Raw genomic sequence first — 12,998 nt, 5'->3', positions numbered from 1 at the left:
GACAATTCGTTGAATATCAAGCGTTTTCGTCAACGCCGCGGAGTCCGCAGGCCGAGCGTGCGGCGCGCCGCGTCGACCAGGTAGCGCGAGAGGTCCTCATCGGAGGCATCCGCTCCGGCGACGCCGGCCGCCCCGGCGATCCCGGCGAACACCATTGCTGCCTTGACCGTCCCGGCCGGGCCCGGATCGACATCGGCCAGCAGAGCCATCTGCCGGTTGATCACGCCGTCCCATTCCGGTCGGTTCCGCAGCGCCTCGTTCACACTGGGATCGTTGGCCAGAGCGGACACCAGCGCCCGGTTGCGGACCGCCAGTTCGGCGTAGCCGCACACCATCTGATCCGCGCGGGCCGCCGCGCTGCGCTGAAGCTCGGCATCCTCGATCACGGTCAGCATCCGAGCCAGGAATGGCTCGACGACCGCGGTCAACAGCTGTTCGCGGGTGCGGAAGTGGTAGTAGATGGCAGCTTTCGTGAAGTCCAATTCATCGGCGATCATCTGCAGGGACGTGCCGGCGAAGCCGTGTCGGGTGAACAACCGGACGGCAGCCTCGACGAGGCGTTCGCGGGTGGTGTTGGAGCCGGCCGGTTCGGCCGTGCCGGTGTCCATCGGTGCATCCCCTCGTGTGCGCTGCAGCTGAACTTCCTTTACGATCGTAAAGGAAGTTACTAGTCGATCGTAAAGTAGGGCTATTCGCATGTTGACGCCATTGCCGGCCGAGGACTGGGACGATGAGGCACGCGAGGCGTTGGCCTCCACGGTGCCACCGGAGCGCCGCCGCCCGGACAAGGTGGGCAACGCGTTGTCGACGCTGGTTCGCCACCCCGCGCTGGCCGCGACCTTCCTGCCGTTCAGCGCATACCTGCAGAAGGACTCCACGCTGCCCGAGCGCATTCGCGAGTTCGTCATCCTGCGGACCTCTTTCCATCATGGCTGTGCGTACGAGTGGGCACATCACAACGCGATGGCGCGCCAGGTGGGGTTGACCGATTCCGATATCGAAGCAGCTCAAAGTGGTTCGGCGGCGGATGAATTCGACCAGGCCGTGCTGGACGCAGTCGATGAACTGCATTCCGGATCCCGGATATCCGCCGCGGTCTGGGAGCGCCTGGGGCAGCGACTCGACGACCGGCAGCGGATGGACCTGATGTTCACCTTCGGCGGCTACAGCACACTTGCCTTCGCCCTCAACACCTTTGACGTCCAGCCTGAGGAAGGCGCAGGCAGCGAGGAGTTCTACGCCACACAGGCGAACTGAAGAACCGCTATGCCGAGCGGCGCACCCGAGCCGCAGCCGATTCGGGCATCGGCTCGTAGCGGGCGAACTGCCGGGTGAACGCTCCGGACCCGTGCGACAGGGACCGCAGGTCGATCGCGTAACGGGTCAGCTCCACCTCGGGAATTTCCGCCTTCACCACGGTCCGGTCCTCGTCGGCCTTGTCGGTGCCCAGTACGCGGCCGCGCCGGCTGGCCAGATCGCTCATCACCGCACCCACCAGATCGTCGGGAACCACCACGGTCACGTCGTCGATCGGCTCGAGCAGGTTCACACCGGCGGCCGCAGCGGCTTCCCGCAAGGCCAGCCCGCCGGCCATCTGGAAGGCGAAATCCGAAGAGTCGACACTGTGAGCCTTGCCGTCGACCAGCGTGACCCGGATATCGACGACGGGGTAGCCGGCCTCCCCGTGATCGACGGCCATTCCCTTCTCCATCTGGGCCCGCACGCCTTTCTCGACGCTCGGAATGAACTGGCGCGGGACGGATCCGCCGACGACCTTGTCGACGAACTCAAATCCGGTGCCCTCCGGTAGCGGCTCGACCTCGATATCGCAGACCGCGTACTGTCCGTGCCCACCGGACTGTTTGACGTGCCTGCCGTGTCCTTTTGCCTTGCCGCCGAGCGTTTCCCGCAGTGGTACCCGCAGCTCGACGGTGTCCACCGTGACTCCGTAGCGCCGGGACAACGCGTCGAGCACCACCCCGGCGTGCGCCTCACCCATGCACCACAGCACGATCTGGTGGGTTTCGGGATTCTGCTCGATGCGCAGCGTGGGGTCCTCGGCGGCCAGCCGCTGCAACCCGACGGAAAGCTTGTCCTCGTCGGTCTTGGCGCGGGGCTGCACCGCGATCGGCAGCAACGGGTCGGGCATCGTCCACGGGCGCAACACCAGGGGATCGGCCTTGTCGCTGAGGGTGTCGCCGGTCTCGGCCCGGCTGAGCCGCCCGATCGCGCAGATATCGCCCGCCACCACCGACGGTGCGGGGCGCTGCTGCTTACCCAGGGGGAACGACAGAGTGCCGATGCGCTCGTCCTCATCGTGATCGGCATGTCCGTGTGACCCCTTGGCAGCCACAGAGTCGTTGAAGGCAGAAAAATGGCCCGACACATGCACGGTGGCGTCGGGCCTGATGGTGCCGGAGAAAACCCGGACCAGGCTGACCCTGCCGACGTAGGGATCCGACGTCGTCTTCACCACCTCGGCCAGAAGCGGCCCGGACGGATCGCAGGCCATCGGCTTGCGGGAGGCACCGCTGGCGGCGAACACCTCGGGCAGACGGTGCTCGGGCGGTGACGGGAAGCCACGGGTGGCGATCTCGAGCAGTTCGAGCGTGCCGACCCCGGATCCGCTGCACACCGGGATCACCGGGAAGAACGAGCCGCGGGCCACGGCCTTCTCCAGGTCGGCGATCAACACCGCCTCGTCGATCTCCTCGCCGCCGAGGTAGCGCTCCATCAGCGTCTCGTCCTCGGACTCTTCGATGATTCCCTCGATCAGGGAGCCGCGGAGTTCGGCGATCTCGTCGTCATAGGCGCCGTCGGGCGGCTGGGTGGTCCTGGTGCCGCCGCTGTAGCAGTAGTAGGTGCGGGTGAGCAGACCGATCACTCCGTCCTGGGCCGGGAAGTAGAGCGGCGCGACCTTGTCACCGAAAGCCTGCTGGGCGCCGGCCAGCGCATTGGCGTAGTTGGCGCGCGCGTGATCGAGCTTGGTGATCACCACCGCCCGCGGCATGCCCACTGTCGCGCATTCCTGCCACAACGCCTTCGTCGGTTCATCGATGTCCTCGTTCGCCGCGATGACGAACAGCGCGCAATCGGCGGCGCGCAATCCGGCACGGAGTTCCCCGATGAAATCCGCGTATCCGGGAGTGTCGATGAGATTGACCTTGATCCCGTTGTGCTGCAACGGGGCCAGCGACAGCCCGACCGAGCGCTGCTGACCGATCTCGGCCTCGTCGAAATCGCAGACCGTCGACCCGTCGACCACCGAACCCGCGCGGGTCAGCACACCGGCGGCGACCAGCAGTGCCTCCACGAGGGTGGTCTTGCCTGCACCCGAGGGGCCGACGAGCGCGACGTTGCGAATGGCGGCGGGGCTGTCCGCGGTGGGAACAGCCCCGTTGCCGGCCGAATGGGATTTGTCCGCCATGGCACTCCTCCTGGTGTCCCCGGGGCGCCCCGCTGCGGCCCGCCGGACCTGCTCTCCACAATTCCCCGATGTGACCTGGAGCACAAGATCTGCCGGATCAGGCTGTCAGAATATGTCCATGACGCATGCGCCCAGCCTCGGTACGACAGAGCCTCTGCACGCGGTGGGCGCTGTGGCGGTGGTCGATCTGGAGGCGGCCTGCGAACTGTATGGCCGCGACACACTGCCGTTTCCGTTGGGCCGCAGTCGACCGGTGGGGTCGGTGTGGCTTCTCACCAGACAAGTGGGGCCGATCGAAGATCGCCTCAACGGTGGCGATCTTGCCGGAGTCCGGGCGTGGGTGGAAGCCTTTGTGCGGGCTGATGATTGCGTGGGATGCCGGGTGAGCTTCTCCGATCAGGGCACCCCCGATCTTCGTCTGAACGGCCTGCTGGCGGATGAGTCGGGGTTTGTCGCGGTGCAGCGTACTGACCATGACGGTGTGGACACCGTTGACATCTACGCGGTCGCACCGGGGGACGTGAGCGCGGTGATAGCTGATTCGGTCGGCCTGCTCGGTGCCGGTTCACATGCGCGTATCACGGTTGCAGGCTTGGGCGATCGACTTCCGGCGCCACCACGTGAGGCGGTCGAAATGTATGACGACCTCGGCTTCCCGATTCCCCACGCTGAGCCGGAAGGCCCGCCGGTGCGCGTTGTGGATGGGAGTGAAGTCGTGGCGATCGGGACAGTGCATTCGGCGTCCGGCCTGTTTCGGTACTGGGTCAACGTCGACGATGATGGCGACTACCTGTACGCGCCTGATGATGCCGGCTATGCCGAACCGCTTGACGCCGAGACCCTGCGGGCTTGCATCGATGGATCTGTCGCCGACGACGTTGCTGATTTGGGCAGCGAGATATCAGGCGGGTGGGACGAGTCAGCCGGGTGGGACGAGTGACGAAAGCTCGTTGTTGACGCGTAGGACGAGTGACGTGTTCACCCGCCAGATGTCTTTGGCTTCGTCGGTGGTAGCTCCGGGTAGCGTCCACAGGATTTCACACGTATTCAGATCCATGGCCTGAGCCAGAGCCGGCGTCCGACCACCGCTCATCACGACCACGTCGCCGCTGGAACCCAGGTAGGAATACCAGAGCGCTTCGTTGTCGCAGGTTTTGCCTTCTTTGCCGGTCCGCAGGTCGAACTGCCTCCAGACCCTCCGGTCCTCATCAGTCGAGACCAGCAGTGTCGTGCCGGCCAGGCGGGTGTAGGGCATCAGTTTCGGTTGCGGCAGCTCCAGGAGGGGCTTGCCGGCCATGGTGAGGAATCGGTCCGCGGTATCGGTTCGTGCCACCGGAATGACTTCAGAGCCGGAGAGCAGCTTTGCCTCACCGTCGAGTCGGCCCTGTTCGCGGCCGGCTTTGTCGAAGAATGTGATGCCGGCATCTCTGTATCCGCGCTCGCGCTGGTAAGCAAAGCCATTCGGGTAGACGACAGCTCCGCGAGCTTCTTCACCGGCGGGCACCGTCGGTGGGAGCACCTTGCCATCGGCGAGAGAGAACACCGCGTCGGGTTCACGGAGGCGGGACGCCACGGCCAGGGACGGCGCGGGGACATCGCTGGCGTCGTCTTTCGGGAAGTCCACGAACCCGGTGCCGGGCACGTGCCAGGTCAGTTCGGCGTGCGGGCCGACACCGTAGACGCCCCGATTGTCGACGGTGGCCACCAGGTAATCGCCGAGTTGCTGGACGGCCGGATCTTCCTTGGGCATGGACCATTTCAGGTCGGTCGGCCCGTCATACAGCAATCCACCGGTGTCGGTGTCGATGACCCAGGCATGTGCCGGGACACCCGTCCCACCTCGAAGACAAACGACCATCTTCGGGCCATTGCCAAAACAGGCCGAGCCCAGCATGGCTTCGGCGCTTTCGTGACGGCCCAACCGGATTGCATCGAACAGTTTGTGTCCACTGCTCACGTCGATGCCGATCACGGACCAGTCCTGAACGGTCGTCGCCAGAAAGATCGCCCGGTCCCCGAGGTTGCGGATCGGTGTGTAACGGATGCGGGCTTTGGGATCCAATCCGAGTGTGGCTGCGCCGAGCCTCCAGCCCCGTACCGGCCGGCTGTGCATCGGCATCGCGAACAGGGATTGCTGGGGCAACCCCAATTCTGTTGCGGTCGGCAATGCGTCGCGCACCGGGCGCCCGTCGACGACACACGCGGTGGCGGTCAGCAGCACGAGCACGCAAAGTGCCGCAGTCAGGCGAGACCGGATACGCATTGCGGAGTCACCAGACGTCGAACTTCTCATCATCGAGTCGCTGCAGGGCACGTCCGTCGGTCAGTTCGTCGCGGCATTCGGGATGCTGCCAATAGAACCGCACCCACTCGCGCAGCGCATTGCTGTTGGCGGTGATGGTGCCGGAGCCCAGCTTTGCGCTGCGACCGTTGGGGAGGACGAAGACAATCAGATCGGTGAATGACGTCTTGCCCTTGAGGGGGTGGTCCAGGATCTGTTCGGCATTTTCCCACGGCCCACGTGCGAATGAATTCCACTGGCTGTCCCACATTTCGAAACCTTGTGGACCCAAGTGAAGATGCTTTCCGTCCCGGTATTTGAAAATTCGATAGAGTACCGGCGCACCATAGATGACGTAGAAAATGCAACCGGCCGGCAAAATCAGGCGGTTGGTCCCCGATGGAATGAAATCGACCATATCGAACTGCGCGAATATGAGAAACGCACCCGCAGACAAGACGCCCAACAAGAGGCCGATGCTGAATATCAGATCGGCATGTCTCTGCGGGCGGACCTTGGTGCCTTCGGGACCGCACTCGACCCTCGGATGAGCTGTCCCTGACAGTGGGTAAGCAAGGTGGAACAGCAAGCTGAAGAGCAACAGCGATGCGCCGAGGCAGAGGGCTGCCGTCAAATAACTCGCGCGCGTGAACCAGATGACGGCCCAAGCGGCGACGAAGCCGCCGCCAGCAGTCAATATGCCGAGGATGAATGCCAAACGTAGGTAACCGGAGGTCTTCATCGGGGACAAAAGGTGTTGCCGATCCAGTTGCCGAGGGCTTCGCCGCCCAGGGCAGCGGTCAGGCCGATCGGTATGGCGAGCGGGCCTGTCTCTGACGCCGCGATGCCCGCGAGCGTACCGGCGGTAACCGAGGTGACGCCCTCAGCTGTGGCGACGCATTTCTGGAAACTCGTCTCTGCCACGGCGATGTCCCACAATGAGGTGGCAATACTTACGCCCGGCCCGAAGTATTTGCCGGTAGCGCCCAGCGGGCTCAAAATAGGATGGTCGATGAGGTTGATGGGAACGTCTGCCTGACGACCATCCGGTGTGCGGACGTAGGCGGTTTCCTTGCCATCTGGCCACTTCGTCACCTCGGCGATCGTGCCATTTGCGTATTGGGTCGTGCTGATGGTCTTTCCGGCCATCCCGTACTGAGCCCAATCCGCAAAAGTGACAGTCGTTGTCCTGGAAACCTCGTTCCCGTTTTTGTCGATATGCACGTTGGTGGTGAGCGGCCCTCGATCTGAGAAATTCGGTTTGGCATCGACGGTCTCGATGTGCTTGCTGCCGTCCATCATGTATCTGGTCGTGGTTGTCGAGACCGCTTCTCCGGTGGCGGGGTTGTACTGCGTCTCCACTTTTGTTTCCCGGACAGTTTGCGACATGTCAGTGTCGCGCAGCATGCCCTGCTGCAGCATTCCGATCGTTGACAACGGGTTCGGCACCTCGTCGCCGGGCTTCTGGATGCCGGGCAACAGACTGCCCAGGCCGCCTGGGTTGGGCACCTCGAATCCGTGCTGTTGCGCCGCACTCGTCACTTTCCCGGCTGCATCCTCGTCGGCCGCACCCACCTTCGCCAGCAGCAAGTTGACATTGACTTGCTCGGACTGAGCGCGCTTCTCCAGCGCGGCAGCCTGTTCGACGGTCATCTGACCGCCGTGGATCAACACCACCCACTGATCGCTGACATGCAATTGGCCGGTTGCGTCGATCTCGTCGGCTTTGTTCAGCAGCGCGGTGCGGGCACTACCGATCGGGCCGGCGGCGCCGCTGAGCGCATCACCCACGGCCGTGGTGTATTTCGAGAATTCATCGGTCTGCTTTTTGGCCCGGTCGAACATGCCCGTCGCGGCGTTGTGCGCATCGCCTGACCATGCCTTGGTCTCCGGCATGGCCTTGAGGTTGCTGTTGATCCGGGACACGGCTTCACCGACGGCCGTACCGGAACTCTTGATGGCTTGTCCAGCGGGCGTCAGCGAGTCTGGATTCCAGCGTTCCAGTCTGGGGCGTGAGGGCAACACCGGTCAGAAGATCCCTTTGAAGCTGCCTGCCAGGTCGGCGTCGCTCACCTCATAAGTGTCGCCCGCACCACGCACCGCGGTACCCATCGCGTTCACACTGGTGGCGATTTTCTCGGCCACCTGTTTGACGTGCGCGCCGACGAGGCGTGCCGCCCACTGCGTGGTCGATCCGTCCAAGCCGTCCGCCGCGGTGGCGACCTTGTTGCCGACATCGGCCTCGCGGATCAGCCCCGACGCGATATCCACCTGACCGGCAAAGGCGCGCAGGACCTCCGGGTCAACCTCCATGACGGCCTCCGTTCAGCTGTTGGCTCGTTGCATCATCAATGATGTTAGGGCAGGTCGGTGGCCGCGCTGATCACCAATTTGGCTGCTCGGAGACGTTCACACCTGCCAGGACGACCAGCGCGTGACCTCGACGGTGACAACGGGGCCGTTGAGCGCAATCCGCTCGTACTGGGGGTATTTCGCGCGCAACAGCCCATAACCGGTGGCCATCGCATCACCGCTGTGATGGACTGCGGCCCGTCCGTCGGCGCGTACCCACCACAGGTGCGCCCACTCGTCGGCGTAGTGGTCGACCAGCAGGCTCACCCGGGAATCGCCCTCGATGTTGGCCAGCCTGCGCAGCCGCTGGGTGGACTTGGGCTTGGCGTCCACCGCGGTGTAGATGGTGGCCGGTGTGGGTCCGTCACCGGATAGCAGCACCGCGAACACCACCGGCACCAGATGCGGTGCCCCGTCGGCACCCAGCGTCGCGAGTACCGCACAGGGTGCCGCGGCGAACCGCGCTGCGGCATCGAGAGCTGCGGCATCGAGATCGGCCATCACTCCAGACTATGTGGATGACGCCGGCAAAGTCTCAGGGCGGCGGTACGTCGCCGGGCAGCTCACCGTCATCCGGCAGCGGCGGCAGCTTCATCAGCTCGTCGTAGGTCAGGTCGTCGCCCTCACCCGGTGGCGTGGGCCGGCTCGGCATGACGATGGTGGGCCGGTAGTCCTCCGGCGGATTCTCGACGGGCGCGACGCAGCCTACGCCGTAGGTGGTGTTGGCAGGCACTCCGGCGTTGTCGACGCAGCAGGTTGTGGCGACGGCGTCGAAGTTCTGGTCGGGACCGGGTGCCGTCGTAGAGGTACATGCCTCGTATCCCTGCACGTCGAAGGCCGCCGAGGCGGTTGCGATCGTCGATTGACCTGCGGCGCAGACGGCCACGAAGATGGCAGCTGTGGCGAGCGGACGCCGCCGACGTGTGAGGCTGGTGCGGATGGGCGTCATGGGCGCCAACCCTAATCAGCCGGTATCGCCACCGTCCACTGTCGGGCCCGCGGTGCGATTCGGGTCCAGCGGATTTCGATGAGTCTCGCGTTCGGTGACGTCGCGATAGGGTGCCGGTGCGCGCGCTTGGTGACCGACGGAGGGTTTCGTAATGATCACGTCCCGGATCGTGACAGCATCGGCGGCTCTGGCCGCCTCGGCCCTCGTCGCGGCGGGTCTGGCGGCGTGCGCGCCGCCGCAGAAAGGCGCGGCGGGCGGCGATACCGATACCGGCGTCAAGATCGCCGAGGCCACGTCTGCGGCCGACTTCGGGGGGATGGAGAAGCTCGTCGCGGCGGCCAAGGCCGAAGGCGAACTCAATGTGATTGCGCTGCCCCCGGATTGGGCGAACTACGGCGCCATCATCAAGGCCTTCGAGGAGAAGTACGGCATCGAGGTGAACTCGGCGCAGCCCGACGGTTCCAGCCAGGAAGAGATCAACGCGGCCAACCAGCAGAAGGGCAAGAGCACCGCGCCCGACGTGTTCGATCTGGGACAGTCGGTAGCACTCGCGAACACCTCGATGTTCGCTCCGTACAAGGTGGCCACGTTCGACGACATCCAGGAGAACCTCAAGGACCCCGACGGCACCTGGGTCAACGACTACGGCGGCTTCATGTCGATCGGCTTCGATTCGACGAAGGTCCCGCCGATCACCTCTGTCGAAGACCTGCTCAAGCCGGAGTACCACGGCAAGGTTGCGCTCAACGGGGACCCGACCCAAGCCGGCGCAGCCTTCGCCGGGGTGTTGATGGCGGCGGTGGCGCAGGGTGGGTCGGCCGATGACATCGCTCCCGGAGTCACGTTCTTCGAAAAGCTCAACGAGGCAGGCAACTTCCTGCCACTCGACCCGACCCCGGCCACGATCGAATCGGGGCAGACCCCGGTGGTGATCGACTGGAATTACCTCAACGGCACCGAGAGCCAGAAGGTCCCGGGCTGGCAGGTGGTGGTTCCCCACGAGGCCCTGGTCGCGGGGTACTACTACCAGGCGATCAACAAAGACGCACCGCATCCCGCCGCAGCCCGGCTGTGGCAGGAATTCCTGTTCAGCGACGAAGGCCAGAATCTGTATGCCAAGGGTGGGGTTCGCCCGGTGCGCGCGGACAAGATGATCTTGGCGGGCACTGCGGACCGCGCAGCATTCGGTCAGTTGCCACCCATCGACGGTCCGGTGACGGTTGCGACCCAGGCCCAAACCGACACCGCCAACAAGTATCTGGCCGACAACTGGGCCAAGGCGATCGGCTGAGGTACGCCAATGCCGGGTAGTACTGCTCGCCGGGATCTACGCGCGGATATCCGGGACGCGCTGCCGTTGCTGCCGTTCGTCGCGGTGGTGACGGTGTTCCTGATCGTGCCGACGGTGACGGTGATCGTCATGGCGTTCTTCGCCGACGGATCCTTCTCTTTTGACCGAATCGCCGCGCTGTTCTCCGGTACCGCACTGGCCGCGCTCGCCAAAAGTATTGCGCTGTCGGCCAGTACCGCACTGATCGGGGCGGTACTGGGCGCCGCGCTGGCGTGGTTGATCGTCAGCAGTCCGCCGGCGTCGATGCTTCGCCGCACGGTGCTGGCCCTGTGCAGTGTGCTGGCCCAGTTCGGCGGTGTGGCGCTGGCTTTCGCTTTTCTGGCCACCATCGGGCTCAACGGCGTACTGACGCTGTGGGTTAGAGAGAACCTCGGCTGGGACCTGGCCGGCTCGGGCTGGTTGTACGGGTTGGGCGGGCTGATCCTGGTTTACAGCTACTTCCAGATCCCGTTGATGGTGATCGTCTTCCTGCCCGCCCTCGAGGGGTTGCGTGCGCAGTGGCGCGAGGCCGCGGTGAGCCTCGGCGCGTCACGGTGGCAGTACCTGCGGGAGGTCGCGGTGCCGCTGCTGACCCCGGCGTTCCTGGGATCGGCGTTGTTGTTGTTCGCCAACGCGTTTGCCGCGTATGCCACCGCGGCCGCTCTGGTCAGCCAGGGCAGTCCGATCGTGCCGCTGTTGATCCGGGCCGCCCTCACCAGCGAGGTCGTGCTGGGTCAGTCCGGCTTCGCCTATGCGCTGGCGTGCGAGATGATCGTGGTGGTGGCCGTGGTGATGATCGCCTACAACGCGCTGGTGCGCCGCACGGCGAGGTGGCTCAAATGAACCGGGCTGCCCGCGTGGCGCTCTGGGGGGCGTTCGGCCTGTTCTTCCTGTTTCCCCTGTACGCGATGGCCGACTTCTCCACCCGCAACCTGCTGGCCGGCGGCCGCACCGGTGCGGCATGGCGCAACCTGGTGGCCGATGAGGCGTTGTATCAGGCCATTCTGATCTCGCTGCTGCTTGCGGTGTTCACCGTCATCGCGATGTTGGCGCTGCTGGTGCCGACGATGATCTGGGTGCGCGTGCGGGCCCGCTGGGCCGCACCGATGGTGGAGTTCCTGTGCCTGCTGCCGTTGACCATCCCGGCCCTGGTGATCGTGGTGGGCCTGCGCAATGTGTACCTGTGGGTCACTTACCTTCTCGGCGAATCGGCGCTGACCCTGACTTTCGTCTACGTGGTGCTGGTGCTGCCGTTCGCCTACCGGGCAATCGATTCCGCACTGTCGGCGATCGACCTGCAGACGTTGTCGGAGGCCGCCCGATCGCTGGGGGCCGGTTGGTTGTCGACGATCACCCGGGTGATCGTGCCCAACATCTGGTCCGGGATCCTGTCTGCAGCCTTCATTTCCATTGCCGTGGTGCTCGGTGAATACACGGTCGCTTCGTTGAGCGGTTTCGAGACGCTCCCGGTCCAGATCGTGGCGATCGGTAAGAGCGACGGGGCGACATCGGTGGCGGCCTCGCTGGCCACCCTGCTGCTGGGGTTCGCCCTGTTGTTGGTCTTGGCAGCGCTCACGCGGGGCCGCCGTCGGACGTTGGGAGTTCAGACATGAGTCTCGGGGCCGGTGTGCGCGTTGAACTTCGTGACCTCACCCGCACTTACGGCAACGTCCACGCACTCGACGGGCTGAGCCTGTCCATCGAGCCGGGGGAGTTGGTGGCGCTGCTCGGGCCGTCGGGCTGTGGCAAGACCACTGCGCTGCGAATCCTGGCCGGACTGGAGGAGGCCACCTGCGGAACCGTGCTCGTCGGTGGTCGTGACATCAGCTCGATGCCGGCGAACAAACGAGATATGGGCATGGTGTTCCAGGCCTACAGCCTGTTCCCGCACCTGACCGTGTTGGACAACGTCGCCTTCGGTTTGAAGATGCGCGGAAAGTCCAAGCAGGACAGGCTGTTTCGAGCCGCAGATATGCTCGATCTGGTGGGCCTGGCCGCGCACAAGGGCAAGTATGCCGGCGAGTTGTCCGGCGGCGAACAGCAGCGGGTGGCGCTGGCCCGGGCCCTGGCGATCGAGCCGAGGGTGCTGCTGCTCGACGAGCCGCTATCGGCGCTCGATGCCAAGGTGCGTTCCCAATTGCGCGACGAGATCCGGCGGGTGCAGCTCGAGGTCGGCACCACGACGTTGTTCGTCACGCACGACCAGGAGGAGGCCCTGGCGGTTGCGGACCGGGTCGGCGTGATGAGTCATGGCAAACTCGAGCAGCTCGCCGCTCCGGCCGAGCTCTACGCCCGCCCGTCGACGCCGTTCGTCGCCGAATTCGTCGGCTTGCACAACAAGGTGCGCGCTCGGGTGTCGGGCGGACGGGCCAGACTGCTGGGCGCCGAGTTGCCGACGCTGCCCGGATCGATCAGCTCGGGGGCGGGTACTGCGATGGTGCGGCCGGAGTCGATCCGGGTGCGCGCCGATCCGGACGGGCCGGCGGTGGTGGAATCCGTGGCGTTCCTCGGCCCCACATCGCACGTGTACATGTCACTGCCCGACGGCTCGCTGATCCACGCGCAGCTGCCCAGCTCACGCGCTCGTGCCTTCCGGTCCGGCGTGGTGGTCAGCCTCGCCCTGGAGCGGACGCCGGTGCTGGTGATCTAGCTCAGACGC

At 65.1% G+C, this 12,998-nt stretch carries 14 protein-coding genes; 6 read left to right on the top strand and 8 right to left on the bottom strand.

What is annotated here, in order from left to right; translation table 11 throughout:
• Nucleotides 1-29 precede the first annotated feature (29 nt).
• Nucleotides 30-608 carry a TetR/AcrR family transcriptional regulator gene (locus ACZYZF_RS03105; protein WP_463743574.1) on the bottom strand — a complete coding sequence of 193 codons (579 nt, stop codon included), beginning with the start codon at nucleotides 606-608 and terminating at the stop codon, nucleotides 30-32.
• A gap of 88 nt (nucleotides 609-696) precedes the next feature.
• Between ACZYZF_RS03105 and ACZYZF_RS03100 the strand changes: the two genes are divergently transcribed.
• The gene (locus ACZYZF_RS03100) at nucleotides 697-1,257 is read left to right on the top strand and encodes a carboxymuconolactone decarboxylase family protein (RefSeq protein WP_463743575.1); all 561 of its coding nucleotides are present in this window, start codon (nucleotides 697-699) and stop codon (nucleotides 1,255-1,257) included.
• 7 nt (nucleotides 1,258-1,264) lie between these two features.
• Here ACZYZF_RS03100 and ACZYZF_RS03095 read toward each other — a convergent pair whose 3' ends face one another.
• Nucleotides 1,265-3,427: an elongation factor G-like protein EF-G2 gene (locus tag ACZYZF_RS03095; protein ID WP_463743576.1), complete on the bottom strand. Its 2,163-nt coding sequence runs from the start codon at nucleotides 3,425-3,427 to the stop codon at nucleotides 1,265-1,267.
• Between the two features lie 118 nt (nucleotides 3,428-3,545).
• Here ACZYZF_RS03095 and ACZYZF_RS03090 point away from each other — a divergent pair, with 118 nt between their 5' ends.
• Complete coding sequence (locus ACZYZF_RS03090) at nucleotides 3,546-4,367, top strand: hypothetical protein (RefSeq protein WP_463834474.1); 822 nt, start codon at nucleotides 3,546-3,548, stop codon at nucleotides 4,365-4,367.
• Here ACZYZF_RS03090 and ACZYZF_RS03085 read toward each other — a convergent pair.
• The 6 genes from ACZYZF_RS03085 to ACZYZF_RS03060 all read right to left on the bottom strand — a co-directional run bounded on the left by ACZYZF_RS03085 (nucleotide 4,347) and on the right by ACZYZF_RS03060 (nucleotide 9,009).
• On the bottom strand, nucleotides 4,347-5,690 hold the full coding sequence (locus ACZYZF_RS03085) for a hypothetical protein (protein WP_463834473.1): 1,344 nt from the start codon (nucleotides 5,688-5,690) through the stop codon (nucleotides 4,347-4,349). The genes ACZYZF_RS03090 and ACZYZF_RS03085 overlap by 21 nt on opposite strands.
• A gap of 7 nt (nucleotides 5,691-5,697) precedes the next feature.
• Nucleotides 5,698-6,450, bottom strand: coding sequence for a hypothetical protein (locus ACZYZF_RS03080; RefSeq protein WP_463834472.1), 753 nt, complete (start codon nucleotides 6,448-6,450; stop codon nucleotides 5,698-5,700).
• Entirely contained in the window at nucleotides 6,447-7,634 is a 1,188-nt protein-coding gene (locus ACZYZF_RS03075; RefSeq protein WP_463834471.1) for a hypothetical protein, read from the bottom strand. The genes ACZYZF_RS03080 and ACZYZF_RS03075 overlap by 4 nt, the downstream gene beginning before the upstream one ends.
• Before the next feature lie 102 nt (nucleotides 7,635-7,736).
• Nucleotides 7,737-8,021: a WXG100 family type VII secretion target gene (locus tag ACZYZF_RS03070; protein WP_463743581.1), complete on the bottom strand. Its 285-nt coding sequence runs from the start codon at nucleotides 8,019-8,021 to the stop codon at nucleotides 7,737-7,739.
• A 96-nt stretch (nucleotides 8,022-8,117) separates the two neighbouring features.
• The gene (locus ACZYZF_RS03065) at nucleotides 8,118-8,561 is read right to left on the bottom strand and encodes a TIGR03668 family PPOX class F420-dependent oxidoreductase (protein WP_463834470.1); all 444 of its coding nucleotides are present in this window, start codon (nucleotides 8,559-8,561) and stop codon (nucleotides 8,118-8,120) included.
• A gap of 34 nt (nucleotides 8,562-8,595) precedes the next feature.
• Entirely contained in the window at nucleotides 8,596-9,009 is a 414-nt protein-coding gene (locus ACZYZF_RS03060) for a hypothetical protein (protein ID WP_463834468.1), read from the bottom strand.
• Between the two features lie 151 nt (nucleotides 9,010-9,160).
• Between ACZYZF_RS03060 and ACZYZF_RS03055 the strand changes: the two genes are divergently transcribed.
• The 4 genes from ACZYZF_RS03055 to ACZYZF_RS03040 are packed head-to-tail and all read left to right on the top strand — an operon-like array spanning nucleotide 9,161 to nucleotide 12,989.
• A complete protein-coding gene (locus ACZYZF_RS03055; RefSeq protein ID WP_463743584.1) occupies nucleotides 9,161-10,300 on the top strand; it encodes an ABC transporter substrate-binding protein in 1,140 nt (379 codons plus the stop codon).
• Between the two features lie 9 nt (nucleotides 10,301-10,309).
• Nucleotides 10,310-11,182, top strand: a complete 873-nt coding sequence (locus ACZYZF_RS03050) for an ABC transporter permease (protein WP_463743585.1) — start codon at nucleotides 10,310-10,312, stop codon at nucleotides 11,180-11,182.
• A complete protein-coding gene (locus ACZYZF_RS03045) occupies nucleotides 11,179-11,952 on the top strand; it encodes an ABC transporter permease (RefSeq protein ID WP_463743586.1) in 774 nt (257 codons plus the stop codon). Before ACZYZF_RS03050 ends, ACZYZF_RS03045 begins: the two co-directional genes overlap by 4 nt.
• A complete protein-coding gene (locus tag ACZYZF_RS03040) occupies nucleotides 11,949-12,989 on the top strand; it encodes an ABC transporter ATP-binding protein (RefSeq protein WP_463834467.1) in 1,041 nt (346 codons plus the stop codon). Before ACZYZF_RS03045 ends, ACZYZF_RS03040 begins: the two co-directional genes overlap by 4 nt.
• The last annotated feature ends 9 nt before the right edge of the window (nucleotides 12,990-12,998 follow it).

Source organism: Mycobacterium sp. IDUB_24, assembly GCF_055419385.1.
This window is presented reverse-complemented; position numbering and strand designations above follow the sequence as displayed.

What these genes read in the sequence shown, in the direction of transcription:
- ACZYZF_RS03085 (WP_463834473.1), bottom strand. Translation starts at nt 5,690, where the DNA reads ATGCGTATCCGGTCTCGCCTGACTGCGGCACTTTGCGTGCTCGTGCTG.
- ACZYZF_RS03090 (WP_463834474.1), top strand. Translation starts at nt 3,546, where the DNA reads ATGACGCATGCGCCCAGCCTCGGTACGACAGAGCCTCTGCACGCGGTG.
- ACZYZF_RS03045 (WP_463743586.1), top strand. Translation starts at nt 11,179, where the DNA reads ATGAACCGGGCTGCCCGCGTGGCGCTCTGGGGGGCGTTCGGCCTGTTC.
- ACZYZF_RS03055 (WP_463743584.1), top strand. Translation starts at nt 9,161, where the DNA reads ATGATCACGTCCCGGATCGTGACAGCATCGGCGGCTCTGGCCGCCTCG.
- ACZYZF_RS03060 (WP_463834468.1), bottom strand. Translation starts at nt 9,009, where the DNA reads ATGACGCCCATCCGCACCAGCCTCACACGTCGGCGGCGTCCGCTCGCC.
- ACZYZF_RS03100 (WP_463743575.1), top strand. Translation starts at nt 697, where the DNA reads ATGTTGACGCCATTGCCGGCCGAGGACTGGGACGATGAGGCACGCGAG.
- ACZYZF_RS03105 (WP_463743574.1), bottom strand. Translation starts at nt 608, where the DNA reads ATGGACACCGGCACGGCCGAACCGGCCGGCTCCAACACCACCCGCGAA.
- ACZYZF_RS03065 (WP_463834470.1), bottom strand. Translation starts at nt 8,561, where the DNA reads ATGGCCGATCTCGATGCCGCAGCTCTCGATGCCGCAGCGCGGTTCGCC.
- ACZYZF_RS03095 (WP_463743576.1), bottom strand. Translation starts at nt 3,427, where the DNA reads ATGGCGGACAAATCCCATTCGGCCGGCAACGGGGCTGTTCCCACCGCG.
- ACZYZF_RS03080 (WP_463834472.1), bottom strand. Translation starts at nt 6,450, where the DNA reads ATGAAGACCTCCGGTTACCTACGTTTGGCATTCATCCTCGGCATATTG.
- ACZYZF_RS03040 (WP_463834467.1), top strand. Translation starts at nt 11,949, where the DNA reads ATGAGTCTCGGGGCCGGTGTGCGCGTTGAACTTCGTGACCTCACCCGC.
- ACZYZF_RS03070 (WP_463743581.1), bottom strand. Translation starts at nt 8,021, where the DNA reads ATGGAGGTTGACCCGGAGGTCCTGCGCGCCTTTGCCGGTCAGGTGGAT.
- ACZYZF_RS03050 (WP_463743585.1), top strand. Translation starts at nt 10,310, where the DNA reads ATGCCGGGTAGTACTGCTCGCCGGGATCTACGCGCGGATATCCGGGAC.